Genomic DNA, 23,715 nt, shown 5'->3' with positions numbered 1-23,715 from the left:
GCTCGCCCGTCGTAAAAGGTTAGGTGAGCCTTTGTTTTCCCGGCGTACGTCGCCGGGGCAGGATGGGCCTCAAAGACTTGAATTCGTACGTCACTGTGGACGCGAGCAAGGAGATGAACGCGTTGGCCAGCAAGGACAGCTTCGGTGCCAAGAGCACCCTGGACGTGGACGGTAAGTCCTACGAGATCTTCCGCCTGGATGCGGTCAAGGGTGAGGGCCTCGACGTCGCGTCGCTGCCCTTCTCGCTGAAGGTGCTGCTGGAGAACCTCCTGCGCACCGAGGACGGCGCGAACATCACCGCCGACGACATCAAGGCGCTGGCGGGCTGGGACGAGACCGCCGAGCCCGACAAGGAGATCCAGTACACGCCGGCGCGCGTGATCATGCAGGACTTCACCGGCGTGCCCTGCATCGTCGACCTGGCGACCCTGCGTGAGGCCGCGGCCGATCTCGGCGGCGACCCGACCAAGATCAACCCGCTCTCGCCCGCCGAGATGGTCATCGACCACTCCGTGATCGCCGAGGTCTTCGGCACTCCCGAGGCCTTCGAGCGCAACGTCGAGATCGAGTACGAGCGCAACCGCGAGCGCTACCAGTTCCTGCGCTGGGGCCAGACCGCGTTCGAGGACTTCAAGGTCGTCCCGCCGGGCACCGGCATCGTCCACCAGGTCAACATCGAGCACCTGGCCCGCACCGTCTTCACCCGTGAGGTCGACGGCGAGCTGCAGGCCTACCCCGACACCTGCGTCGGCACCGACTCCCACACCACCATGGTCAACGGCCTGGGCGTCCTCGGCTTCGGCGTCGGCGGCATCGAGGCCGAGGCCGCGCTGCTCGGCCAGCCGGTCTCCATGCTGATCCCGCGCGTGGTCGGCTTCAAGCTCCACGGCGACCTGCCCGAGGGCTCGACCGCCACCGACCTGGTGCTCACCATCACCGAGATGCTGCGCAAGCACGGTGTGGTCGGCAAGTTCGTCGAGTTCTACGGCGCCGGCGTGACCGCGCTGCCGCTGGCCAACCGCGCCACGATCGGCAACATGAGCCCCGAGTTCGGCTCCACCATCGCGATCTTCCCGGTCGACGAGGAGACGCTCAACTACCTCAAGCTCACCGGCCGCTCCGAGGAGCAGTTGGCCCTGGTGGAGAAGTACTCCAAGGAGCAGGGCCTCTGGCACGACCCGGACGCCGAGCCGCGCTACTCCGAGACGCTCGAGCTCGACCTCTCCACGATCGTCCCCTCGATCGCCGGCCCGAAGCGCCCGCAGGACCGCGTGCAGCTCACCGACGCCAAGACCTCCTTCGAGGGTCACCTGCCGACCTACACCACCAAGCAGGACGCGAAGGTCCCGGTCAAGCTGGCCGACGGCACCGAGTTCGAGCTGGAGAACGGCGCGGTCACGATCGCCTCGATCACCTCCTGCACCAACACCTCCAACCCCTCGGTCATGATCGGCGCCGCGCTGCTGGCGAAGAAGGCCGTCGAGAAGGGCCTGACCCGCAAGCCGTGGGTCAAGACCACCCTCGCGCCGGGCTCCAAGGTCGTCACGAACTACTACGACAAGTCGGGCCTGACCCCCTACCTGGAGAAGGTCGGCTTCAACCTCGTCGGCTACGGCTGCGTGACCTGCATCGGCAACTCGGGCCCGATCATCCCCGAGGTCTCCGCCGCGGTGAACGACAACGACCTCGCCGTCGTCTCGGTGCTCTCCGGCAACCGCAACTTCGAGGGTCGTATCAACCCCGACGTGAAGATGAACTACCTCGCCTCGCCGCCGCTGGTCATCGCGTACGCCCTGGCCGGCAACATGAACGTCAACCTTCTCGAGGACTCCCTCGGCAAGGACCACGACGGCAACGACGTCTTCCTCAAGGACATCTGGCCCTCGCCGGCCGAGGTCGAGGCGACCATCGCCACCGCGATCGACTCCGACATGTTCACCAAGGACTACGCCGACGTCTTCGCGGGCGACGAGCGCTGGCAGAACCTGCCGACCCCGACCGGTGACACCTTCACCTGGGACGAGGAGTCGACCTACGTCCGCAAGGCTCCCTACTTCGACGGCATGGCCAAGGCTCCCTCGCCGGTCACCGACATCGAGGGTGCTCGCGTGCTGCTGAAGCTGGGCGACTCGGTCACCACCGACCACATCAGCCCCGCGGGCAACATCAAGAAGGACTCGCCCGCCGGCAAGTACCTCATCGAGCACGGTGTCGAGCAGCGTGACTTCAACTCCTACGGCTCGCGCCGAGGCAACCACGAGATCATGATCCGCGGCACCTTCGCCAACATCCGGATCAAGAACCAGGTCGCCCCGGGCACCGAGGGTGGTTACACCCGCGACTTCACCCAGCCCGACGCTCCGGTCAGCTTCATCTACGACGCGGCGCAGAACTACGCCGCGGCCGGCACCCCGCTGGTCGTCCTCGGCGGCAAGGAGTACGGTTCCGGCTCCTCGCGCGACTGGGCCGCCAAGGGCACCTCGCTGCTCGGCGTCAAGGCCGTCATCACCGAGTCGTTCGAGCGCATCCACCGCTCCAACCTCATCGGCATGGGCGTCATCCCGCTGCAGTTCCCCGCGGGCCAGAACGCCGACAGCCTCGGCCTGACCGGTGAGGAGACCTTCTCGATCTCCGGCATCACCGCGCTCAACGAGGGTGTCACCCCCAAGACGGTCAAGGTCACCACCGACACCGGTGTCGAGTTCGACGCGGTCGTCCGCATCGACACCCCCGGTGAGGCCAACTACTACCGCAACGGCGGCATCCTGCAGTACGTCCTGCGCAGCCTGGTCAACGCCTGATCCTTCGCGGTCACCTACGGCCCGTCGTCTCCCCCGGGAGACGACGGGCCGTTGCCGAATCGTGAGCAGAAGGTGCCCTGACGTGGCGTGCGCCCTGGCAGTCTGAGCCGAATTTGTCGAGCTGACCGGAATCGGGCCGGACGAAGGGGTTGTGAAGAGTGCGGTCTCCGATTCGTACGTCTGTGGCGCTGTGCCTCGTAGCCGCCTTGGCTCTGATGGCGGCCTGTGCGACGCCTGGTGGGGATGATCCCGTGGCGCCGCCGGGTGGAGCACTTCCGACCCGGCTCCATGACGTCGACCGCGACCTGCCCGGAACGGACGAGGTGGGGCCGATCGGACCCCTCGCGGTCGCCTGGACCGCCGGCAGGGGGCGGATGATCGGCGGCATCCCACTCCTCCGGCCGCTCTACGAGCGGGCAGTCGTGGGCGTCTCCGCGGAGACTGGAACGTACGCGTTCCTCGACATCCCGATGGAGCCGGACACCTATCGCTGCGGCTTCGTCGAGCTCTCGCCGGACGGACGGCGGATGGCGTTCTGGATCAGCCCGGTGTCCCGGCCATGGGTGCCATGGATGTGCGACGACGCCAATGCTCTCGGGGTCTACGACACGGTGACGGGCGAGGTTGTGCGGCTGCCGATCACGCCTGGGATGAGCGTGGCATGGATCGACTCCGATCGGCTCGTCATCGGACCCTTCGAGTCCCTGCGGCCGCGCACCGATGACCTGCGGGCTGCGCCTGTCCGGGTCTGGGACGTACGTCGTCCCGCGCCCGTGCCCCGCGACGGTCTGCCGCGACCTTTGAGCGGTGCGCAGTTGCCGCTGCGGAGCGTTGATCGGGTCGCTATCGACGGCACGTCGACCAGAGCCGTACGTGTCCGACACGACCGCGGGCCGCTCCTGGTCTCGTCGTGGGACAACAGACTGGGCGAGGAGAGTCGGCGGGTACCTGGTCCGGAGGACTATGTGGCGGTCGTGGGCTGGCGTGACGAGGGCTCGGTGGTCGCGCTGACACAGACCGCGGACGATGCGCCCCGGCGTCTGGTGGCCACCGAGATCGAGACTGGCCGGCGGAAGGTCCTGACCAAGATCGACGACACGTCTGCGGACCCGATCAGCTTCGCCGGCGATCTTCTCTCGGTCCCACCCGTACCTCGCCCCGCCCCGCGCGCCTCCGGGTGGTTCCACGGTCCTTTCGCCGCGGCGGGCCTGTCACTGGCCACGATCCTGCTGGTCGGTACGGCGCTGCTCGCCGCCGCGGCGCGGAGAAGTCGCGCGGGCGCGAACTGAAGAGCCCGCCGAGGCGTGACGTACGTCGGTCGAGACGGCACGGCCATGCCCGGTCGAGCGACGGGAGTGACGTCTCGGCCGACGGGGGTGACGTCTCGGCTCAGGTCAGGGAGGCGATCCTGGCGCGGCTGTCCTCGTGGAGCGCGGCGAGGAGGGCGTCGGCGGCCTCGCCGTGATCGGCCGTCGCGGCGGCGATCTCGGCGACGGTCTCGTCGGGGAGGCCGGCGAGGATCGGGTCGACCACGGAGGGTTCGTCGATGAAGAGTGCGAGCTGGAGGATCTGGGCGCCCGAGGCGCCGTCGACGACCTCGAGCGAGGTCTCCGGGCTGACCACGCCGGTGAAGCGGGCCAGCGCCATCAGATGACCCTGGGCGAGCAGCCGGCGACCGACCTCGACGACCAGAGCACTGTCCAGCTTGGCGATGATGCCCTCGACCCGGCTCGGGTCGAGATGGACCGAGAGGTCGGCGAGGAACTCCGGCTTCAGGTGGCCGGCCAGCTTCGCGGCGTCGGCCGGGTCCATGACCGCCGCGACCCGGGCGCTGAGCATGGGGCCCATCGCGATCTCGGTGATCTTCGCGGTGACGGCCGCAGGGAGCTTCCTGCTGACCGCGGCGAGCCCCTTCACCCGGGACTCGTGACGGCTGAACATCGCGTGCGAGACGATCCCGCGCAGGTCGCGGAGGTCGTCGGGGGAGGTGGTGGCGAGGAAGGCGAGCTCGGACTCGTCCACGTGCATCTCGTGGGCGAGCTTGGTGATCTCCAGCGAGCTGGTCAGGGCGGTCATCGACTACCTCCGAGCATCTTCTGGACGACTCCGCGCAGCATCTTCGGCACCAGCTTCAGGGCCTCGTCGAGAGAGGCGTCGAACGCCTTGTCCTCCGCGGTCATCGCGCCCTGGACCAGATCGTCGAACCGGCCCAGCTGCTGGTCGTCGTACGCCTCCAGCGGCGCGAGCCGCGTCGCCGGCACACGCAGCGTGGCAGCGAGCCGGTCGAGTCCCTCACTCATCGACTTCCTTCCCGCCGGCTGTGGCACATTCGGCCCCCGGCGGCGCCACTATATGCGGCCGCTGGACACGTTTGGATACGGTGTCGACATGCTCGTCGCCTTCTCGATCGCCCCGACGACCACCGACGACCCCGATGGTTCGGTGGCCGCCTCCGTCGCGGAGGCGATCCGTATCGTCCGCGACTCCGGACTGCCCAACGAGACCAATGCCATGTTCACCAACCTGGAAGGGGAGTGGGACGAGGTCATGGGTGTCATCAAGCAGTGCGTGGACGCGGTCGCCGCCGTCTCCCCGCGGGTCGGGCTGGTGCTCAAGGCCGACATCCGGCCCGGATACACCGGCCAGCTCACCGCGAAGGTCGAGCGGATCGAGCAGAAGCTCTCCGGAGACTGACCGAGGCTAGAGACCGCGGGCCATCGCATCCTGTCCGGTCTTGATGGCCTCCCGGATCCGGGAGTACGTCCCGCAGCGGCACACGTTGCGGATCGTGTCGAGGTCCGCCTCGGTGATGGCGCGGCCCTCCTTGCGGACCTTGTTGACGAGGGCGACCGCGGTCATGATCTGGCCGGGCTGGCAGTAGCCGCACTGGGCGACGTCGTGCTCGAGCCAGGCCTCCTGCATCGGGTGCAGGCCGTCGCCCGGAGCGGTGTCGGCGAGCCCCTCGATGGTGGTGATCTCGTCGTCGGCGCCGATGTCGGCGACCTTCACCGAGCACGGGTTGAACGCCTTGCCGTTGATGTGCGAGGTGCAGGCCTTGCAGACGTTGATGCCGCAGCCGTACTTCGGGCCGGTGACCCCGAGGACGTCGCGCAGGACCCACAGGATGCGGACGTCGTCCTCGACGTCGACGGTGACGGTCTCGCCGTTGAGCTGGAAGGTGTGAGAAGGCATCGCAGGACCTCAGAACGTGTAGGCGAGGCCGTCGGTCGGCGACTCGGGGACGGATGGGATGAAGGACTTGGGCTCGAAGTGGAGCGGCTCGTGGAAGTTGATCGGGAACTCCGTGGGCATCTCACCGGTGGCGCGGGCGTAGGCACAGGCGACGGCCGCCATCGAGGCGGCCACGCCGGCCTCGCCGACACCGCCCGGCTGGCTGCCGTGCGACTCGATCACCTCGCACTCGAACTCGAACGGCGTGTTCCACTGCCTGGTGTAGGCCGAGTTGTCCCAGCTGGCCTCCAGGAACTGACCCTCGACCAGGTGGTTGCTGTAGGTCAGCGCCTGGCACATCCCGTCGGAGAAGCCGCCCATCATCTGGGCCTTCACTCCGGCCGGGTTGATGACCAGGCCGACGTCGGCGACCACGAGAGCCTTGGTGATCCGAGGTCCGGTGACTGCGTCGCGCACCTCGCGGTTGACCGTCTCGGGACGGCAGTCGATCTCGACGAGGACCGCGGTGGCGCCCTTGTACTCCTTGTGGATGGCGATGCCCTGGGCCGTGCCGGCGGGCATCGAACGACCCCAGTCGCCGAGCTCGGCGGCGCGGTCGAGCACCCGCTTGACGACATCGCTCTTGAGATACCTGCGCCGGAACGCGACCGGGTCCTGCTTCAGCTTCTTGGCGAGCTGGTCGACCATCAGCTCGCTGGCGGTGGCGACGTCGGGGGAGTAGATGTTGCGCACCGAGCTGGTGTTGAACCGGTCGACGGCCGGCTTGGGCTCGTTGAGCAGCTGGGTGACGACCCCGAAGTTGTAGGGCATCTCGGTGGCGAGCAGGAAGATCGACTCCGAGAAGGTCAGGTTCGACAGACCGGTCGGCAGCGCCGCCGCCTCCGCCGTCAGCCGTTCCCCGAGACCGTGGGTGAAGTCGGTGGCCACGCTGGCGTGGCGCTGCTCGAAGGTGAGCACGCTGCCGGCCAGCACCGTCGCCCTGACCCGGGAGACCGCCATCGGGTGCACCCGGCCCTGGCGCGGCTCGTCGGCCCGGTGCCACATCAGCTTGACCGGCGCTCCGAACGCCTTCGACGCGTGGGCCGCCTCGAGAGCCGCGTCGAAGAACAGCTTGCGCCCGAAGGAGCCACCGCCCTGGACGACGTTGACCTTCACGTCGGTCGGCAGCAGGCCGAGAGCGGCCGCGATCTTCTCCTGGGCGGTGATCGGCGACTTGAGCCCGCCCCAGATGGTGGCCTTCCCGTCGCGTACGTCGGCGACGGCGCAGTTGGGCTCGAGGGCCGAACCGCTGCGGAAGTGGAAGGTGAACTCGCCCTCGACCGAGGTGGCGCCGATCTTCGGCACCGCGAGCGGGATCTGTCCGGCCTTGAGCTCGGCGCGGATGTCCTTGGCCGACATCGTGGTCACGGTGCCGGAGTTCCAGGTGATGTCCAGGGCGCGAACGGCGTCGATGCATTGTCCGAACGTCTTGGCCCGGACCGCCACGCCGGTGGGGATGATCGCGACGTGGGTGACGCCGGGCATCGTCTCGACGTCGCCCTTGTTCTTGATCTCGACGGCGGTGCCGTTGAGCTCGGGGGCGCGGCAGACCATCGTGGGCAGCGCGTCGGGGACGTCGAGGTCCATCGCGAACTTCTTCTTGCCGGTCACCGCCTCGCGCGCGTCGACGCGCCGGTGAGGCTTCCCGACGACGGCGTGCTCGGAGGTCTCCTTCAGCTCGACCTCGACCTTCTCGGTCGTCGGCTTCGCCGCCTTCGCGGCGGCCTCGCCGTAGGTCACCGAGGACCCGTCCGGGGCACTGATCACGCCACCCTTGGAGACCAGCTGCGCCACCGTGCCACCGAGCAGGATCGCGGCCGCCTCGAGCAGCGCCTTGCGGGCGATGGCGGCGGCGACGCGGACCGGTGTGTACATCGAGATGATCGTGTTGGAGCCGCCGGTCAGCTGGTTGAAGAGCAGCTCGGGGCGGGCCGGTGCCAGCGTGACGTGCACGTGGTCGACCGGGAGGTCGAGCTCCTCGGCGATCAGCATGGACATCGCGGTGGTGATGCCCTGGCCGACCTCCATCCGCGGCAGCGCGAAGTGGGCGTGCCCCTTCTCGTCGACCTCGATCGCGATCAGGTTCGAGGTCGGCATCGCGCAGTGGCTCAAGAAGTCGTTGAGGTCGTAGAGCTCGGGGACCTGGGGCACCGACGGGATCGGCACCGCGTGGGCCGCGGACGGTGCCAGGCCCAGGTCGGCGGCGGCGATCAGGGTCGCGCCGCCGATGACGTATCCGACGAACGAACGTCTGGAGACCCGAGACGGGCCCTCAGTGGGGTGGTTCTCCATGGTGTGCTCACTCCTGGTTGGGCAGGCCGAGATATTTGTGACCCACGACACATAGCACCATTCAGCAGCCGTGGCGCGTTTGGGAAGGGCGCGTCGGGAAATGTGTGACTTCGCTATAAATCACCTGGTGACGGGCTATAAATGGGTCCGGATGCCGGCCTGGGTATCTGGTTTCGGTATCAGTTCAGGACGGTCGGCGGATCGATCTCGCGGCGCAGGATCTTGCCGGTCGGGCCCTTGGGCAGCTCGGGCATGATCCAGACGTGACGCGGGTACTTGTACGCCGCGACCCGCTCCTTCACGAAGGTGCGGATCTCCTGCGCCGAGGCCGTCGCTCCGGCTCTGAGCGCGACCGCGGCGGCCACCTCCTCGCCCAGATCGGCGTGCGGAACGCCGATCACGGCGGCCTCGAGCACCGCCGGGTGCTCGTAGACGACCTCCTCGATCTCGCGCGGGTAGACGTTGTAGCCGCCGCGGATGATCAGCGACTTCTTCCGGTCGACGACGTAGTAGTAGCCGCCCTCGTCGCACCGGCCGAGGTCGCCGGTCCTCAGCCAGCCGTCGACGATCGTCTCGGAGGTCACCTCGGGCAGCTGCCAGTAGCCCTTCATCACGTTGGGACCCTTGATGAGGATCTCGCCGACCTCGCCCGGGGCGGTCTCGCTGCCGTCGTCGGCGACCAGCCTGAGCTGCACCTCGCGCACCGGGACCCCGATCGATCCCGCCTTGCGCTCGATGTGCGGGTGGTTGAAGCAGGCCACCGGCGAGCTCTCGGAGAGGCCGTAGCCCTCGAGGATCGTGCAGCCGAAGGTCTCTTCGAACTCGTGGAGCAGCTCGACCGGCAGCGGTGCCCCGCCGCAGATGCAGGTGCGCAGGCTGGACACGTCGTAGGAACCGCCGTCGGCGGCGTGGAGCATGCCGGCGTACATCGTCGGGACGCCCTCGAAGACGGTGACCCTGTCCCGGCCGATCACCTCGAGCGCGGCGGCGGCGTCGAAGCGGGGGATGAGGGTCAGGCAGGCGCCCGCCTGGACGGCGGCGTTCAGGCCGCAGGTGAGGCCGAAGACGTGGAAGAGCGGCAGACACCCCATCACCACGTCCTCGGGCCCGATCTCGACGAGCGTGTCGCGGGTGAGTGCGGCGTTGCCGCCGAGGTTGTCGTGGGTCAGCTCGGCGCCCTTCGGGCGGCCGGTGGTGCCGGAGGTGTAGAGGATCACCGCCGTGTCGGAGGGATGACGTGGCACGGGCCGGCTCGTCGTCTCCGCTGCCGGGAGGTGGGTGGTCCCGGGGGCGACGGTGACGGCCCTCACCCCGTGGGAAGCCGCCGCGGCGTACGCCTCGTCCTTCAGCTCTTCGCCGACGAACAGGAAGCGGGCGCCGGAGTCCTCGAGGTAGAACTCGATCTCCCTTGCCTTGAGCAGCGGGTTCATCGGCACCACGACGCCGCCGGCGAGGAGCGCCCCGTAGAAGTGCACCGGCCAGGCCGGGACGTTGGGCAGGACCAGGCCGACCCGGTCGCCTGGCTCCAGGCCTTCGGCGCGCAGCCATCGGGCGACCGCCGAGGCCTGCGCCAGGAGGGCGGTGTAGTCGAGGACGTCGTCGTCGAGGCGTACGGCCGGACGGTCCGGATGCCGCTGTGCCGCCTCGATCAGGTGGTGGGCGAGGTTCACCGGAGGACTCCTGCGGGTTCGGCGTCGAGGACCTGGCCGCGGGTCTCGCGCAGGGCGAGGAGGCACGCGGTGCTGAGCACGGCCAGGACCGTCACGAAGCCGGCGAGGCCGCTGGTGCCCCAGCGCTCCAGCAGCGCACCGCCGATCACGAGCGGCAGCGCGCCGCCGATGATCCCGGCCAGGTTGTAGGCCATCCCGGCCCCGGTGTAGCGGTACTCCGCCCGGAAGAGCTCAGGAAGGTACGCCGCGGCCGGCCCGTAGGGGATGCCGATCGCGATCATCAGGACCGCCATCGCCAGGGTGAAGGAGCCGGCGTCACCGGGCGTCAGGATCGCGAACGCCACCGGGCCGGCGACCAGGCCGAAGACCGTCCCGCTCATCAGCACGGCTCGTCGCCCGACCCGGTCGGAGAGCAGTGCGGACCCGATCACCGCGAGGCAGAGGACGAGGCCCGCCACCATGTTGGCCCTCAGCATCTGGTTGAGGGTGAGACCGAGCCCGTTCTCCTCGGGCGGCCTGGTGGCGATGCCGCCGAGGAAGACCACGGCGAGGTAGAAGGCGCCGAACGTCATCGCCAGCATTCCGCCGCCGAGCAGGATCTGCCTCCACTGGTCGCGCAGCGCGGCGGCGAACGGGAAGGACACCTTGGTCCGGGCGGCGGTGACCTTCGAGAACGACGGCGTCTCGGCGATGTTGAGCCGGACCCAGAGGCCGAGCGCGATGAGCACGATGCTGACCAGGAACGGCACCCGCCAGGCCCACTGCTGGAAGGCCGCCAGGCCGATCACCTGGATCGTGAGCAGGAAGGTCCCGCTGGCGAGGATCACACCGAGGCCGGGGCCGAGTTGCGGGAACAGGCTGTAGCGCCCGCGCTTGCCCTCCGCCGCGTACTCGGAGGTGAGCAGCGCCGCGCCTGCCCACTCACCGCCGAGGGCGGTGCCCTGCGTCGCCCGCAGGAGCACCAGCAGCAGCGGTGCCGCCGCGCCGATCGCGGCGGCCGTCGGGATCAGGCCGATCGCGAAGGTCGCTCCGCCCATCATGAGCAGCGTCGTCACCAGGGTGCGCTTGCGGCCCAGCCGGTCGCCGAAGTGCCCGAACACCACGGCGCCCAGCGGGCGGAAGACGAAGGCGACACCGAAGGTCGCGACGGATGCCCAGGTGCCGGCGGAGGTGCCGAGCGAGGGGAAGAAGAGTGGTGCGAAGACCAGCGCGGCGGCGTAGCCGTAGATCAGGAAGTCGTAGAACTCGATGGTCGTGCCGACCAGCGATGCCATCGCGATCCGTGACATCGACGGGGTCTGGGTCGTTGTGCTCATATGCCTGCCTCTGCGTCCGTCCTGCCCTGGTGCGGCAGGATGTCGGGTGTGACAGGCATCACTGTGCGGCCGCGACCGGCCTCGACGCCACGAGAACGAGCCACAGACCTCGTTGTGGTCGGCCCACAACCTCGGACGAGGGGATCCAGGTGAGCACCGATTCGATCAGGCGCATCGTCTCCGGTGTCCGAGACGGCCTGCCGGGGACCGTCGAGGTCTTCCTGACGCGCACCTGGGAGCAGGTGCCGGCCTACGCGGCCAGCCCCGACCCCAACCTGCGCAGCGATGTCGCCAGCCATGCCGAGGCGGTCTTCCGGGCGGTGCTCATCACCCTCGAGGAGGGGCGCGACGCGGTCCGTGAGGACTTCCACCTGAGCGCTGACCAGGCGGCCAACCGGGTGCGCCAGGGCGTCGCGCTGGCTGACTTCCTGCAGGCGTTCCGTCTCGGTCAGGTCGCGTTGTGGGAGCGCATCGTCGAGATCGCCGCCCCCGACCCGGAGACCAGTCAGGCGGCGCTGGCCGCGGCCGCGCACGTGATGCAGGTGATCGAGGTGGGCAGCACGGTCGCCGCCGAGGCCTACCTGAACACCCAGCAGCTCGAGCTCGCCGAAGGCGACCGGATCCGGCGGGACCTCGTCGAGGATCTCCTGGCCGGACGCGAGGTCCCTGCGGGGCCCCGGCTCGAGGTCGCCCGCTCGTGCGGGCTCGAGCGCGACGGACGGGTGGCCGTGATCATCGCGGTCCCGGTGCGCCCGCTACGTGTCGGCCAGAGTCTGCGCGAGGCGCTCCGGATCATCCGCACCGAGCTCGGCCCGGCCCAGGAGGGCGTCGCGGTGATCCAGCAGGAGCAGATGATCGGGATCCTGCCGGTGGCCACCGACGACGTGCAGGCGCTGGTGCCCGACCTGCGCCGGGTGCACCGCCAGCTCGCCCGTCAGGGCATCGACCTGGCGGTCGGTGTCAGCACGGTCCACCCGGGGTGGGCGTCGGCCCCGGCGGCGTACGCCGAGGCGGGGATCGCCCGGGACTCCCTGGCGGGGGAGCCGGGTGTGGTGGCCCTGCCCATGCTCTCGACGGTCGACTACCTGGTGCTGCGCGAGGACCCGACGGTGCGTCGGCTGATCCGCCCCGAGCTGCGTCAGTTCGTCGCCGACGACCTCGCGCGCGACGGGGCGATGATCGAGACGATGCTCGCCTACGTCGCCAGCGACCTCAACGCCAAGCTCGCCGCCGAGCGGCTGCACATGCACGTCAACACCGCCTACTACCGGCTCGAGCGGATCGCCGAGCGCACCGGCTGCGACCTGCGCCGGTTCGCCGACGTGGAGGAGCTGATCTTCGCGATCCGGCTCCTCACCAAGCCTCGCGGGGTGTCGTGAGGGACAGGCCCTACGCGGAGGCCGGCTTGCGGCCGTAGAACCAGTAGACGGCCGCGCCGAGCAGATTGGTGCTTCCCCAGAGCCGCCACAGGGTCCGCGGCCCGCGGATCTCGTCGTCGGAGCGCGTCTGCAGGTCACGCAGGATCACCGGAGCGACTGCCGCCTGGGCCACGAGCGCGCTGGTGGTCAGGATCGCCTTCTGCTTCTTGGTCAGTGCCATGGAGCCAGTCTTTGCCTTGGCTTGTGTCCAGTCAAGGAACCTGCGTTTCACAAGAGTGTCGGCAGGTCGGCGGTGGAGGGGACCGCGGGCAGCGGTGCGTCCGCGCAGCGACTAGTGCCCCAGCCGTGAATCGCGGTTCTACCGGCAGGGTCTAGGCTGCGACGTGGGTCTGGAGGACATGTGCAACGTGGCGAAGTCTGGTGGGTGGAGTTCGACGAGCGGCGGCCGGTCGTGCTGCTCTCGGGAGAGGACGCCTCCGGGATCCAGGTGATGCAGGTCGTCGCTCCGGCGGGTGTCGACATCACCGGTCTGGGCGTCGAGGTGGCGGTAGGCGCGAGCGAAGGACTGCCCTTCGAAGGTGTGCTCCGGGTCGCGCTGCCGCGCCCGGGCGCGACGCCGTGCACCTGGCTGACGACCCTGTCCCGGGACGACCTGATCGAACGAGCAGGTGTCCTGACCTCTGCGAAGCTCGACGAGATCGACGACGCCCTCCGTCTCGGTGGCGTGGTCGGTCCGGCCAGCTGATCGACCGGGCCGGAGTACTAGGCTCGCACCCCATGACCGAGTTCGCCGCTGTGATCCTTGTCGACCGTCGTGGCTGGGTGCTGCTCCAGGAACGTGACGAGCGCCCCGTGATCGCGCCGGAGAAGTGGGCCTTCTGCGGCGGCCACCTGGAGGCGGGGGAGGACCCGCTGACCGGCGCGGTGCGCGAGCTCGAGGAGGAGACCGAGGTCCGGATCAGCCCTGAGGACCTGCAGCTGCTCGGCGTCCACGACGTCCACCACCCCGAGACCGGGACCGACGACAAGCTCCACCTGTACGCAGCGGGCATCGACCTCACCGACGCCGACATCGTCTGCCACGAGGGCCGACAGATCGTCTTCGTCGACCCCGCGACAGTGCCTGACCTGGACCTCAGCGACTCGGCCCGGATCGGGCTGACGCCCTTCCTCGGATCACCCCGGCACGCGGCCCTATCCGGGTCGAGGGCGCTCAGGGTGGAGACGTAGAATCCCCTCCTATGGGTCTCCTCGAACGCATCGCCGCGCCGCAGGATCTTCGTGATCTCTCCGACGACCAGCTCGAGCTCCTCGCGAGCGAGATCCGGGACCTGATGATCCGGACCGTGGCCACCAACACCGGCCACCTGGGGCCGAACCTCGGCGTGGTCGAGCTGACGCTGGCCATGCACCGGGTCTTCGACAGCCCGCGCGACAAGATCGTCTTCGACACCGGCCACCAGTCCTACGTCCACAAGCTCGTCACCGGACGGGCCGGCGACTTCGGCACGCTGCGCCGCGAGGGCGGGATGAGCGGCTACCCCAGCCAGGCCGAGTCCGACCACGACGTGGTCGAGAACTCGCATGCCTCCACCGCCCTCTCCTACGCCGACGGGCTGGCCAAGGCCTTCACGATCCGCGGCGAGGACCGCCACGTGGTCGCCGTGATCGGCGACGGCGCGCTGACCGGTGGGATGGCCTGGGAGGCGCTCAACAACATCGCGATCCAGCACGACTCCAAGCTGGTCATCGTGGTCAACGACAACGGCCGCTCCTACACCCCGACCATCGGTGGCCTCGCGACGGCGCTGACCTCGCTGCGTACGAATCCCCGCTACGAGGTGCTCCTCGACATGGTCAAGCGCCGCCTCAACGCGGTGCCCGGGATCGGCTCGATGGCCTACGACGCGCTGCACGCGGTCAAGAAGGGGCTCAAGGACGCGGTCGCGCCCCAGGGCCTGTTCGAGGACCTCGGCCTGAAGTACGTCGGCCCCGTCGACGGCCACGACCGGCACGCCGTCGAGCAGGCGCTGGCCTCGGCCAAGCGCTTCGGCGGTCCGGTGATCGTGCACGCGATCACCCGCAAGGGCTACGGCTACGACCCGGCCGAGCGCCACGAGGCCGACCAGTTCCACTCGCCGGGTCCCTTCGACGTCCAGACCGGAGCCGAGAAGCCCAAGGGCCGGATCTGGACCGACCACTTCTCCGACGCGATGATCCGGCTGGGGGAGAGCCGCCAGGACATCGTCGCGATCACCGCGGCGATGATGCACCCGGTCGGACTCGACGCGTTCCAGGCCAGGTTCCCCGAGCGCACCTTCGACGTCGGGATCGCCGAGCAGCATGCCGCCACCTCGGCGGCCGGCCTGGCGATGGGTGGCCTGCACCCGGTCTTCGCGGTCTACGCGACCTTCCTCAACCGCGCCTTCGACCAGGTGCTGATGGACTGCGCCCTGCACCGGGCAGGGGTGACGTTCGTCCTCGACCGCTCCGGGGTCACCGGCGACGACGGCGCCTCCCACAACGGGATGTGGGACATGTCGCTCCTCCAGGTCGTCCCGGGTCTCCGCCTGGCCGCGCCGCGCGACATCGCTCGCCTCAACGAGCTCCTCGACGAGGCCGTCGGGGTCGACGACGCGCCCACCGTCGTACGCTTCCCGAAGGGCCCGCCGCCCGAGGACATCCCCACCGTCGCCAAGCTCGGTGAGGCCGACGTACTCGTGCGCAACGGCACCAAGGACGTCCTGGTCCTCGGGGTCGGCTCCATGGCGGAGGTCGCCGTGGGCGTCGCCGAGCGGCTCACCGCCCAGGGCATCGGCGTGACCGTCGTCGACCCGCGCTGGGTCAAGCCGATCGACCCGGCGCTCATCGAGGCGGCCGCCGACCACAGCCTGGTCGTCACCATCGAGGACAACGGCGTCGCGGGCGGCGTGGGCGCCTCCTTCCTGCAGGCGCTGACCGCTGCCGAGGTACGCACGCCGGTGAAGATCCACGGCATCCCGCAGGAGTTCCTCGACCACGCCAAGCGCCCCAAGATCCTGGAGGGCATCGGCCTGACCCCCCAAGCGGTCGCGCTCGACACCATCGAGCGCCTCGGCTCCCTGGCCCCCGCGCCCCTGCCCCGAGACGTCAGTATCTGACCCCGAGACGTCGAATTTTGACTCGGGGAGTCGGTCTCTCTGGTCGAGCCCCTGGCGAAGTTCGGCTGATGTGGGCTTAGAGTGGGGTCTGTCGGGGGCGACGAGGGCTCTCGGTAATGTCACCACACAGCACTCGGGGGATCCAATGCTCTATGACGACCTCGTGGCCGAATTCCGTTGGTCACCTGAGCAGATGTCGGCGCCGTTCGATCTCAGGGCGGCGGATGAACAGATCCGCAAGAGGATCGAGGGCCGGCGCGGATCGGCGCAGGCCTCGGGACGCCAGCAGCGGCCCCGCGCGCGGCAGAACGTGGGCACGCCGGAGACGGCGATCGGCGGCGGCAAGGTGACCACCGACAAGGCCTGAGTCGCTGCTGACGTACGTCCGGGCCCGACCCGGCCCCAGCATGGGACCGCCCCCGACCGATCAGATCGGTCGGGGGCGGACTTGCGTCGGTCAGTGGAACTTCTTGCCGGTGACCTTCTCGGAGATGCCCTCGCGGTCGAGGAGCTGGGTGATGCCGCCGTTCCAGAACTGGAAGCCGGCACCGGTGATCATCGCGAGGTCGATGTCCTCGGCGGCCTGGGCGACGCCCTCCGCGAGCATCCGACCGATCTCGTCGGCGATCGCCTCCAGGGACTGCTGGCGGGCCTCCTCGGCGGTCTTGACCACGTCGCCGGAGACCAGCAGGGCCTCGACCTCGGGATCGAGGGTGCGCCCGTCGGGACCGAAGAAGGAGCTCTTCTTGGCCTCGACGACCCGGTGGAGGTTCTCGGAGAGGTAGAACCGGTCCGGGAAGGCCTTCGCGAGGGTCTCGTTGTTGTGGTACGCGATCGCCGGACCGACCAGACCGATCAGCGCGAACGGGCCCATCGGCGCGACCCCGGCGAAGGCGGACTCGACGACGTCGACCGGGGTGCCCTCGTCGGCGACCTTGGAGACCTCGCCCATGAAGCGGCCCAGGAGCCGGTTCACGATGAAGGACGGGCTGTCCTTGACCAGGATCGAGGTCTTCTTCAGCGACTTCGAGACCGAGAACGCCGTGGCCAGGGCCGCGTCGGAAGTCTTCTCACCGCGGATGATCTCGAGCAGCGGCATCACCGCGACCGGGTTGAAGAAGTGGAAGCCCACGACCCGCTCGGGGTTCTTCAGGTCGGCCGCCATCTCCGTGATCGAGAGGCTCGAGGTGTTCGTGGCGAAGACCGCGGTCTCCGGCGCGACGGCCTCGGCGTTGGCGAAGACGGTCTTCTTGACGCCCATCTCCTCGAAGACGGCCTCGATGATGAAGTCGGCGTCGGAGAAGGACTCCGCGTAGTCGACGGAGGCCGTCACGAGCGCCTTGAGGCGGTTGGTCGCGTCCTGGCTCGCCCGGCCCTTGGCCAGCTTCTTGTCGAGCTCGGCGTGGACGTACGCCACACCCTTGTCGGCACGCTCCTGGTCGAGGTCGACCATGACGACCGGCACCTTGAGGCGCTGGACGAAGAGCAGAGCGAACTGCGAGGCCATCAGCCCGGCACCGATGATGCCGACCTTGGTGACCTTCTGCGCGAGCGCCTTGTCGGGGGCGCCGGCGGGACGCTTGGCGCGCTTCTGCACCAGGTCGAAGGAGTAGAGCGAGGCGAGCAGCTGCGGGGTCTTCGACATCGCCACGAGGGCGTCGTCCTCGGCCGCGAAGCCCTCCTCGCGGGTCGCCGTCTTGGCCAGGGTGAGCAGCTCGACGGCCTTCTTGGCGGCAGGGGAGGCGTCGCCGGTCTTGGCCCAGGCGAAGAAGCCGGCGTTCTTGGCCGCCTCGTCCCAGCCCTCGCCCCGGTCGATCTCCTCGCGGGTGACGGTGACGTCACCGGTCAGCACCTTGTCGGCCCACAGCAGCGACTGCTCGAGGTAGTCGGCGCCGCCGAACATCGCGTCCGCGATGCCCAGCTCGTACGCCTCGGTGCCCTTGAGCACCTTGCCGTTGTTGAGCGGGTTCTCGATGAAGACCTTGGCAGCCCTGGCCGGCCCGATCAGGTTCGGCAGCAGGTAGCCACCGCCCCAGCCCGGGATCAGGCCGAGCATGACCTCGGGCAGGCCGACGGCCGGCACCGAGTCCTGGATCGTGCGGTAGTCGGCGTGCAGCGCGACCTCGAGGCCGCCACCGAGCGCGAGCCCGTTGATGAAGCCGAACGACGGCTTCTTGACCCCGTCGGCGCCGTCGCCCAGCTTGCGGAAGACCGCGTGACCGAGCTCGGCGATCGTCCGGATCCCGTCGGGGCCGCCGGCCTGCAGAGAGGTCAGGTCGGCGCCGGCGGCGAGGATGAACGGCTTGCCGGTCACCGCGATCGCGTCGATCTCGTCGTCGGCCAGAGCGGTGTCGTACGCCGTGTTGAGCTCGACCAGCGACTTGGGCCCGAAGGTGTTCGGACGGGTGTGGTCGTGGCCGTTGTCGAGGGTGACCAGGCCGAGGACCTTGCCGGAGGGCAGGGTGACCTTGGCCAGCTTGGCCGCGGTCACGACCTCGTCGTCGGAGAAGAGCTTCTCGACATCAGCGAGCAGGGTGTTGATGCCAGTCACTTGGCGTCTCCGTTCCAGTGAGGGTTCTCCCAGATGACCGTGCCGCCCATACCCAGGCCGATGCACATGGTGGTGAGGCCGTAGCGGACCTCGGGGCGCTCCTCGAACTGGCGGGCGAGCTGGATCATCAGCCGCACACCGGAGGAGGCCAGCGGGTGACCGAACGCGATCGCGCCTCCGTAGGGGTTCACGCGCTCGTCGTCCTCGGCGATGCCGAAGTGGTCCAGGAACGCGAGCACCTGGATCGCGAACGCCTCGTTGACCTCGAAGGCCTCGATGTCGTCGATGGTGAGCCCGGCCTTGGCCAGCGCCTTCTCGGTCGAGGGGATCGGGCCGACGGCCATGACCTCGGGGGCGACGCCGGCGAAGGCGTACGACACCAGCCGCATCTTGATCGGCAGGCCGAGCTCGCGGGCGACGTCCTCGGAGGCCAGCAGCGAGGCGGTCGCGCCGTCGTTGATGCCCGCCGCGTTGCCCGCGGTGACGCGGCCGTGCGGGCGGAACGGGGTCTTCAGCTTGGCCAGGTCCTCGGTGGTGGTGCCGGGACGCATCGGCTCGTCGGTGGTGGCCAGGCCCCAGCCGTTCTCGGCCGAGCGGGTGGCGACGGGGACCAGGTCGGGCTGGATCTTGCCGTCGGCGTACGCCTTGGCCGCCAGCTCCTGGGAGCGGACGGCGAACGCGTCGGTGCGCTCCTTGGTGATCGCCGGGTAGCGGTCGTGGACGTTCTCGGCGGTGTTGCCCATGACGAGCGCGGAGGGGTCGACGAGCTTCTCGGAGATGATCCGCGGGTTGGGGTCGACGCCCTCACCCATCGGGTGGCGGCCCATGTGCTCGACACCGCCGGCGATGACGACGTCGTAGGCGCCGAAGGCGATGCCGCCGGCGGTCGTGGTGACGGCGGTCATCGCGCCGGCGCACATGCGGTCGATCGCGTAGCCCGGGACGGACTGCGGGAGCCCGGCGAGCAGGCCGGCGGTGCGGCCGATCGTGAGGCCCTGGTCGCCGATCTGCGTGGTCGCGGCGATGGCGACCTCGTCGATCCGCTCGGGGGGAAGCTCGGGGTTGCGGCGCGTGAGCTCACGGATGAGCTTGACGACCAGGTCGTCTGCGCGGGTCTCGGCGTACTGGCCCTTGGCCTTGCCGAAAGGTGTGCGTACGCCGTCGACGAAGACGACTTCTCGCAGCTGTCGGGTCACCGTGTCACTCCATGTGGGTTGCCGGTCGTTGCCGCCGGGCGGCGCTGTTGGTGCGGGCACGGGTGGTGCCCGTCGCCTACATTACCCGCTAGTAACAACGGCCGCACCGAGGGGGAGGTCACACCGCCTCTCGCAGCGGAGGCCGCTGGTCTCCGCGCGTCGGCTTGGGAATAACCTGGGCGTCCAGGATGCTGCGCTGTCGTCATGTGGAAGCGTGTATTGAGAAGGTTGAGCCCCAGGGTCGAGATCCCTGGCGAGGCAGGCGACGACAAGGTCCGCGAGGGCCTGACGCAACGGGAGGAGACACCGATGGCCGGATCACGACTGGTGCACATCGTGGACGACCTGCCCGAGGAGATCATTCTTGCTGGTGGGGACCAGCTGCCGCTGGTGGTCGTCCTGGACGGTTTCCTCGACGCGGGCAAGGCCGCCGAGCGGGCCGCGGCCCATCTGATCCAGACCTCGAGGCGAGCGCCGGTGGTGGCGACCTTCGACGTCGACGAGCTCCACGACTACCGGGCCCGACGCCCGGCGATCTCGTTCGTCAGTGACCACTACGAGTCCTTCGACGCGCCGCGGCTGGTCGTCCGGCTGCTCAAGGACACCGGCGAGACCCCCTACCTCCTGCTGCACGGCCCTGAGCCGGACAACCGCTGGGAGGCCTTCGCCGGCGCCGTACGCGAGGTCGTCGAGCGCCTCGGTGTGACCGAGGTGATCGCGCTGGCCTCGGTGCCGATGGCGGTGCCGCACACCCGGCCGCTGACCACGACCAGGCACGCCAACGACCCGGCGCAGGAGCTCACCGGCCAGGTCTGGGAGAGCCCCTGGAAGGGCGAGATCCGGATCCCGGCCTCGGCCCAGGCCCTGGTGGAGGTACGCCTGGGGGAGTGGGGCCACCCGGCCGGCGGCTTCGTGGTGCACATGCCGCACTACCTGGCGCAGAGCGACTACCCGGCAGCGGCGGTCGTGCTCGTCGAGGCGCTCGAGCGCGCGGCCAAGCTGACGATCCCGGTCTCCGACCTGGAGGCTGAGGCCCAGCTCCGCGAGGAGGAGATCGCCTCCTACATCGAGGACAATGCCGAGGTGCGGGAGGTCGTGGCCGCTCTCGAGCAGCAGTACGACACCTTCCAGCGCGGCGAGGAGTCCGGACGCTCGCTCCTGGCGCCCGACGAGCCGCTGCCGACCGGCGACGAGCTCGGCGAGCAGTTCGAGCAGTTCCTGGCCGGGCTGAACGGCCCCGACCCCGATGACAGCTCTGAGAAGGATTGAGAGACACTCACTCACATGACGACCGACGCCGTAGCGGCGGATCAGGCAGTGGCCGAGCTGGTAGGCGTGCTCGACCTGGTCGAGATCGACAAGGACCTCTTCCACGGTGCCACCACGACCCGCAACTCGCGGGGCCGCGCCTACGGCGGCCAGGTGGCAGCCCAGGCGCTGATGGCCGCGGTGCGGTCGGCCGACCCCGCGTTCACGGTGCACTCGATGCACTCCTACTTCCTGCTGCCGGGCGACCCGTCCTACCCGATCGTCTACGACGTCGAGCGGATCCGTGACGGGCGCTCCTTCGAGACCAGGCGGGTGAGCGCGCGCCAGAAGGGGCGCGACATCTACTACCTCACCGCCAACTTCCAGCGCGAGGAGACCGGCTTCGAGCACCAGGACGCGATGCCGTCGGTGCCGCCGCCGGAGAAGTGCATCGACTTCCTCAAGATGATGGCCGATTCCGGCAGTCCCGAGGCGGTCTCGCTGGCGCGCGAGTGGGAGGCGGTCGAGATCCGCGCCGTCGGCAACTCGCTGCTCGGCCTCGAGCCCGACCCGACACGCCCCTCGCAGCAGCGCCTCTGGATCCGCCTGGGCGCCTCGCTCCCCGACGACCCCGACACCCAGCGCGGCGCCTTCACCTGGGCCTCCGACATCTCCCTCCTGGGTGCCTCCCTGGCCGCCCACTCGCTGGACCACAAGGGCATCCAGATGGCCTCCTTGGACCACACCATCTGGTTCCACCGCCCCTTCCGCGCCGACGAGTGGTGGCTCTACGACCAGGAGAGCCCTTCGGCGTTCGGTGGCCGTGGCCTCTCCATCGGCCGCGTCTTCACCGCCGACGGGGTGCTGGCGGCGACCGTCGCCCAGGAAGGCCTCATCCGCCCGCCGCGCGCCTGACCCTCGCCGACTCGGCGCGTCTGTCCCGGATTCCGGCGCCGAGTCGGCGCATCTGTCTCGCCGTGGCGCCCGTGGTAGGGCAGCGCGCTATCGCACACCTTGGTTGCCCGCCGCGATAGCGCACCCGACCGGCGGGCTAGGGTGACGGGCGTGGATCAGATCACCGTGTACGAGAAGCCGACCTGCACGACGTGTCGGAACCTGTTCGTCCTCCTCAAGGAGGAGGGGATCGACTTCGAGAAGGTCGACTACCACGTGCTCGGCCTGCGGGCCGAGGAGGTCAGGGACATTCTGGCGAAGACCGGCCTGAGCGCTCGCGACGTGCTGCGGAAGCGCGAGCCGGTCTACAAGGAGCTCGACCTGGGCGACCGCGACCTCTCCGAGGACGAGCTGGTCGAGCTGATGGTGAAGCACCCCGCGCTGCTGCAGCGCCCGATCGTGATCAAGGGCGACCGCGGTGTGCTCGCCCGGCCGATCGAGAAGGTCCGCGAGCTGTTCTGAGCCGGCTCCCGACGGCGCCCAGGAAGGTCCCGATCCGGGCACGGTGGTCCCAGGCCATCGTGCCCAGCGACCAGAGGCTGAAGGCGAGCACCGCAGCGCCGGCGAGGCTGAGCGCCGCGGGGCCTGCCGCGGTCCAGCGCAGCTGGGTCACCAGCAGCACCGCCGCTCCGGCCGCGCCGGCGAGTCCGAAGAGGCGGTTGGCCCAGCCGCGTACGCCGCTCTCGCCGCCGCCGGTCACCGCATCGATCGCTCCGGTGATGATCGTCAGCGGCAGGAAGATCCAGCCGACCCCGCGAGCCAGCCGGGCGCCGATGAGAAACCGTAGGAACCCGCCGTTGGCGCTCCCGCGGGCGAACTGCCGCAGCGCGCCGAGCGAGCGTGACCGGGTCAGCCCGAGCAGGGTCGTACGCAGGAAGCGGACGTACGCGCTGCCCTTGCCGACCACGCCGCCGGCGCTCTTGGCGACCTTGCCGACGGCGAGCGCCCCCGCGCCCTCCTCGCCGAGCGAGGCGACGACCTGGCGGGTCGCCATGACCCGGGCCAGGTAGGCGGCGATCCGCGAGGTCAGACTCTCGGCGAACTCGATGCCGTGGAGCGCCGCGGCGGTCGCGGCATCGGCCCGGGCGACCCGGGCGAGGGCTGCGGCGATGCTCGCCGGGTGGGTCTCAGGGTCGTCGAGCAGCGGGTGGCCGGCGGCCACCGCGAGCGCGGTCGCCTCGGTGAGCTCGGCCAGCGCGGCATCCAGGTTCGCGGCCCCGTCGTGCATCGCCCAGCGGGCATGGCGCAGTGCCTTGAGGAGCAGCTCGCCGCTGCGTACCTCGGCATCTCTCTGCTCCGGCGTGGCGGCGGTGAGCAGATCCGGGACCTCGTGCAGGCGTGACTCGACGGTGTCGGCGGCATCGCGTACGCGACGGGCTGCCTGCGTCAGGGCCGCGGTCGACCAGCCGCCGACCTCGGCGAGGCCCGGTGGACCCGTCGGTGGGAGGTAGTCGTTCTCGGTCAGGCGCGGGCCGATCTCGGACTCCTCCGAGACGGGCGCGCCGAGGTCGGCCAGCCCGTCGACATAGGAACCGACCGCGGCGGCCAGCCGGGTCGAGAGCCACAGCGTCGCCTGTGCCGTCAACGAGCCCGGGAGGCCGCCGAGCACCGGCTCCATCGGGCCGGTGACATCGAGCTCGCCGAGCGTGGTCAGGAGGGTCGTCCGGTCGCCTGCAGACTGGTGGGGGTCAGCGTGCATGCGGATGTTCTATCGGCCCCGAGTGCGACGGGCAGCCGGCCCCCGTCCATCGCCAGCGCGGCGCGCTATCGCACACCCTGGTCGACGCTCGCGGTAGCGCACCCCGACACCAGCCCAAAGCACCCGTGGGGGGGGGGGGGGGGGGGGGGGGGGGCGGGCGGGGCGGGGGGGGGGGGGGGGGGGGGGGGGGGGGGTCGGGGGGGGGGGGGGGGGGGGGTGGTGTGTTGGGGGGAGAGGC

At 69.8% G+C, this 23,715-nt stretch carries 21 protein-coding genes; 11 read left to right on the top strand and 10 right to left on the bottom strand.

Annotated features, from left to right (window positions below):
* Positions 1-113: 113 nt before the first annotated feature.
* Positions 114-2,801, top strand: a complete 2,688-nt coding sequence (gene acnA / locus ACIRON_RS11100) for an aconitate hydratase AcnA (protein WP_402992380.1) — start codon at positions 114-116, stop codon at positions 2,799-2,801.
* Positions 2,802-3,052: 251 nt separating this feature from the next.
* Positions 3,053-4,090, top strand: coding sequence for a hypothetical protein (locus ACIRON_RS11095; protein ID WP_402992379.1), 1,038 nt, complete (start codon positions 3,053-3,055; stop codon positions 4,088-4,090).
* Between the two features lie 100 nt (positions 4,091-4,190).
* Here the strand turns inward: ACIRON_RS11095 and ACIRON_RS11090 are convergent, their stop codons facing one another.
* Together ACIRON_RS11090 and ACIRON_RS11085 are read right to left on the bottom strand one after the other, a co-directional pair.
* Positions 4,191-4,877 carry a hypothetical protein gene (locus tag ACIRON_RS11090; RefSeq protein ID WP_402992378.1) on the bottom strand — a complete coding sequence of 229 codons (687 nt, stop codon included), beginning with the start codon at positions 4,875-4,877 and terminating at the stop codon, positions 4,191-4,193.
* Entirely contained in the window at positions 4,874-5,101 is a 228-nt protein-coding gene (locus tag ACIRON_RS11085; protein ID WP_091041446.1) for a hypothetical protein, read from the bottom strand. The genes ACIRON_RS11090 and ACIRON_RS11085 overlap by 4 nt, the downstream gene beginning before the upstream one ends.
* Positions 5,102-5,189: 88 nt before the next feature.
* On the opposite strand from ACIRON_RS11085, the gene ACIRON_RS11080 reads away from it, so the two are divergent.
* On the top strand, positions 5,190-5,495 hold the full coding sequence (locus ACIRON_RS11080; RefSeq protein WP_402992377.1) for an MTH1187 family thiamine-binding protein: 306 nt from the start codon (positions 5,190-5,192) through the stop codon (positions 5,493-5,495).
* Between the two features lie 6 nt (positions 5,496-5,501).
* On the opposite strand, the gene ACIRON_RS11075 is transcribed toward ACIRON_RS11080, so the two are convergent.
* The 4 genes from ACIRON_RS11075 to ACIRON_RS11060 form a co-directional block, all read right to left on the bottom strand.
* Positions 5,502-5,993 (bottom strand): (2Fe-2S)-binding protein, encoded by a 492-nt coding sequence (locus ACIRON_RS11075; RefSeq protein ID WP_402992376.1) that lies wholly within the window; start codon positions 5,991-5,993, stop codon positions 5,502-5,504.
* A 9-nt stretch (positions 5,994-6,002) separates the two neighbouring features.
* The gene (locus tag ACIRON_RS11070; RefSeq protein ID WP_402992375.1) at positions 6,003-8,324 is read right to left on the bottom strand and encodes a molybdopterin cofactor-binding domain-containing protein; all 2,322 of its coding nucleotides are present in this window, start codon (positions 8,322-8,324) and stop codon (positions 6,003-6,005) included.
* A gap of 179 nt (positions 8,325-8,503) precedes the next feature.
* Positions 8,504-9,994: a long-chain fatty acid--CoA ligase gene (locus tag ACIRON_RS11065; RefSeq protein ID WP_402992374.1), complete on the bottom strand. Its 1,491-nt coding sequence runs from the start codon at positions 9,992-9,994 to the stop codon at positions 8,504-8,506.
* Positions 9,991-11,310 carry an MFS transporter gene (locus tag ACIRON_RS11060; RefSeq protein WP_402992373.1) on the bottom strand — a complete coding sequence of 440 codons (1,320 nt, stop codon included), beginning with the start codon at positions 11,308-11,310 and terminating at the stop codon, positions 9,991-9,993. Before ACIRON_RS11060 ends, ACIRON_RS11065 begins: the two co-directional genes overlap by 4 nt.
* Before the next feature lie 149 nt (positions 11,311-11,459).
* On the opposite strand from ACIRON_RS11060, the gene ACIRON_RS11055 reads away from it, so the two are divergent.
* A complete protein-coding gene (locus ACIRON_RS11055) occupies positions 11,460-12,689 on the top strand; it encodes a PucR family transcriptional regulator (protein WP_402992372.1) in 1,230 nt (409 codons plus the stop codon).
* 10 nt (positions 12,690-12,699) lie between these two features.
* Here the strand turns inward: ACIRON_RS11055 and ACIRON_RS11050 are convergent, their stop codons facing one another.
* The gene (locus ACIRON_RS11050) at positions 12,700-12,909 is read right to left on the bottom strand and encodes a hypothetical protein (protein ID WP_091041458.1); all 210 of its coding nucleotides are present in this window, start codon (positions 12,907-12,909) and stop codon (positions 12,700-12,702) included.
* Positions 12,910-13,089: 180 nt separating this feature from the next.
* On the opposite strand from ACIRON_RS11050, the gene ACIRON_RS11045 reads away from it, so the two are divergent.
* The 4 genes from ACIRON_RS11045 to ACIRON_RS11030 all read left to right on the top strand — a co-directional run bounded on the left by ACIRON_RS11045 (position 13,090) and on the right by ACIRON_RS11030 (position 16,196).
* The gene (locus ACIRON_RS11045) at positions 13,090-13,434 is read left to right on the top strand and encodes a type II toxin-antitoxin system PemK/MazF family toxin (protein ID WP_402992371.1); all 345 of its coding nucleotides are present in this window, start codon (positions 13,090-13,092) and stop codon (positions 13,432-13,434) included.
* Positions 13,435-13,466: 32 nt separating this feature from the next.
* On the top strand, positions 13,467-13,919 hold the full coding sequence (locus ACIRON_RS11040; RefSeq protein ID WP_402992370.1) for an NUDIX hydrolase: 453 nt from the start codon (positions 13,467-13,469) through the stop codon (positions 13,917-13,919).
* Positions 13,920-13,930: 11 nt separating this feature from the next.
* Positions 13,931-15,829, top strand: coding sequence for a 1-deoxy-D-xylulose-5-phosphate synthase (gene dxs, locus ACIRON_RS11035; RefSeq protein WP_402992369.1), 1,899 nt, complete (start codon positions 13,931-13,933; stop codon positions 15,827-15,829).
* 145 nt (positions 15,830-15,974) lie between these two features.
* Positions 15,975-16,196: a hypothetical protein gene (locus ACIRON_RS11030; RefSeq protein ID WP_402992368.1), complete on the top strand. Its 222-nt coding sequence runs from the start codon at positions 15,975-15,977 to the stop codon at positions 16,194-16,196.
* Between the two features lie 90 nt (positions 16,197-16,286).
* On the opposite strand, the gene ACIRON_RS11025 is transcribed toward ACIRON_RS11030, so the two are convergent.
* Complete coding sequence (locus tag ACIRON_RS11025; protein ID WP_402992367.1) at positions 16,287-18,380, bottom strand: 3-hydroxyacyl-CoA dehydrogenase NAD-binding domain-containing protein; 2,094 nt, start codon at positions 18,378-18,380, stop codon at positions 16,287-16,289.
* On the bottom strand, positions 18,377-19,576 hold the full coding sequence (locus tag ACIRON_RS11020; RefSeq protein ID WP_141804773.1) for an acetyl-CoA C-acyltransferase: 1,200 nt from the start codon (positions 19,574-19,576) through the stop codon (positions 18,377-18,379). The genes ACIRON_RS11025 and ACIRON_RS11020 overlap by 4 nt, the downstream gene beginning before the upstream one ends.
* 309 nt (positions 19,577-19,885) lie before the next feature.
* Between ACIRON_RS11020 and ACIRON_RS11015 the strand changes: the two genes are divergently transcribed.
* From ACIRON_RS11015 to ACIRON_RS11005, 3 genes are all read left to right on the top strand, one after another.
* Positions 19,886-20,845 carry a proteasome assembly chaperone family protein gene (locus tag ACIRON_RS11015; RefSeq protein ID WP_402992366.1) on the top strand — a complete coding sequence of 320 codons (960 nt, stop codon included), beginning with the start codon at positions 19,886-19,888 and terminating at the stop codon, positions 20,843-20,845.
* Positions 20,846-20,860: 15 nt separating this feature from the next.
* A complete protein-coding gene (locus tag ACIRON_RS11010; protein WP_402992365.1) occupies positions 20,861-21,739 on the top strand; it encodes an acyl-CoA thioesterase in 879 nt (292 codons plus the stop codon).
* 150 nt (positions 21,740-21,889) lie between these two features.
* Positions 21,890-22,240, top strand: coding sequence for an arsenate reductase family protein (locus ACIRON_RS11005; protein ID WP_402992364.1), 351 nt, complete (start codon positions 21,890-21,892; stop codon positions 22,238-22,240).
* Here the strand turns inward: ACIRON_RS11005 and ACIRON_RS11000 are convergent.
* On the bottom strand, positions 22,182-23,477 hold the full coding sequence (locus tag ACIRON_RS11000) for a hypothetical protein (protein ID WP_402992363.1): 1,296 nt from the start codon (positions 23,475-23,477) through the stop codon (positions 22,182-22,184). The two genes, ACIRON_RS11005 and ACIRON_RS11000, sit on opposite strands and share 59 nt — an antisense overlap.
* Positions 23,478-23,715: the final 238 nt, after the last annotated feature.

It is taken from the genome of Nocardioides sp. NPDC101246 (genome assembly GCF_044767415.1).
In the GTDB taxonomy this organism is placed as follows: Bacteria; Actinomycetota; Actinomycetes; order Propionibacteriales; family Nocardioidaceae; genus Nocardioides.
The sequence above is the reverse complement of the archived record's forward strand: the minus strand, read 5'-3'. Positions and strand labels throughout refer to the sequence as shown.

What these genes read in the sequence shown, in the direction of transcription:
- acnA (WP_402992380.1), top strand. Translation starts at nt 114, where the DNA reads ATGAACGCGTTGGCCAGCAAGGACAGCTTCGGTGCCAAGAGCACCCTG.
- ACIRON_RS11075 (WP_402992376.1), bottom strand. Translation starts at nt 5,993, where the DNA reads ATGCCTTCTCACACCTTCCAGCTCAACGGCGAGACCGTCACCGTCGAC.
- ACIRON_RS11010 (WP_402992365.1), top strand. Translation starts at nt 20,861, where the DNA reads ATGACGACCGACGCCGTAGCGGCGGATCAGGCAGTGGCCGAGCTGGTA.
- ACIRON_RS11000 (WP_402992363.1), bottom strand. Translation starts at nt 23,477, where the DNA reads ATGCACGCTGACCCCCACCAGTCTGCAGGCGACCGGACGACCCTCCTG.
- ACIRON_RS11080 (WP_402992377.1), top strand. Translation starts at nt 5,190, where the DNA reads ATGCTCGTCGCCTTCTCGATCGCCCCGACGACCACCGACGACCCCGAT.
- ACIRON_RS11090 (WP_402992378.1), bottom strand. Translation starts at nt 4,877, where the DNA reads ATGACCGCCCTGACCAGCTCGCTGGAGATCACCAAGCTCGCCCACGAG.
- ACIRON_RS11040 (WP_402992370.1), top strand. Translation starts at nt 13,467, where the DNA reads ATGACCGAGTTCGCCGCTGTGATCCTTGTCGACCGTCGTGGCTGGGTG.
- ACIRON_RS11085 (WP_091041446.1), bottom strand. Translation starts at nt 5,101, where the DNA reads ATGAGTGAGGGACTCGACCGGCTCGCTGCCACGCTGCGTGTGCCGGCG.
- ACIRON_RS11050 (WP_091041458.1), bottom strand. Translation starts at nt 12,909, where the DNA reads ATGGCACTGACCAAGAAGCAGAAGGCGATCCTGACCACCAGCGCGCTC.
- ACIRON_RS11060 (WP_402992373.1), bottom strand. Translation starts at nt 11,310, where the DNA reads ATGAGCACAACGACCCAGACCCCGTCGATGTCACGGATCGCGATGGCA.
- ACIRON_RS11070 (WP_402992375.1), bottom strand. Translation starts at nt 8,324, where the DNA reads ATGGAGAACCACCCCACTGAGGGCCCGTCTCGGGTCTCCAGACGTTCG.
- ACIRON_RS11015 (WP_402992366.1), top strand. Translation starts at nt 19,886, where the DNA reads ATGGCCGGATCACGACTGGTGCACATCGTGGACGACCTGCCCGAGGAG.
- dxs (WP_402992369.1), top strand. Translation starts at nt 13,931, where the DNA reads ATGGGTCTCCTCGAACGCATCGCCGCGCCGCAGGATCTTCGTGATCTC.
- ACIRON_RS11030 (WP_402992368.1), top strand. Translation starts at nt 15,975, where the DNA reads ATGCTCTATGACGACCTCGTGGCCGAATTCCGTTGGTCACCTGAGCAG.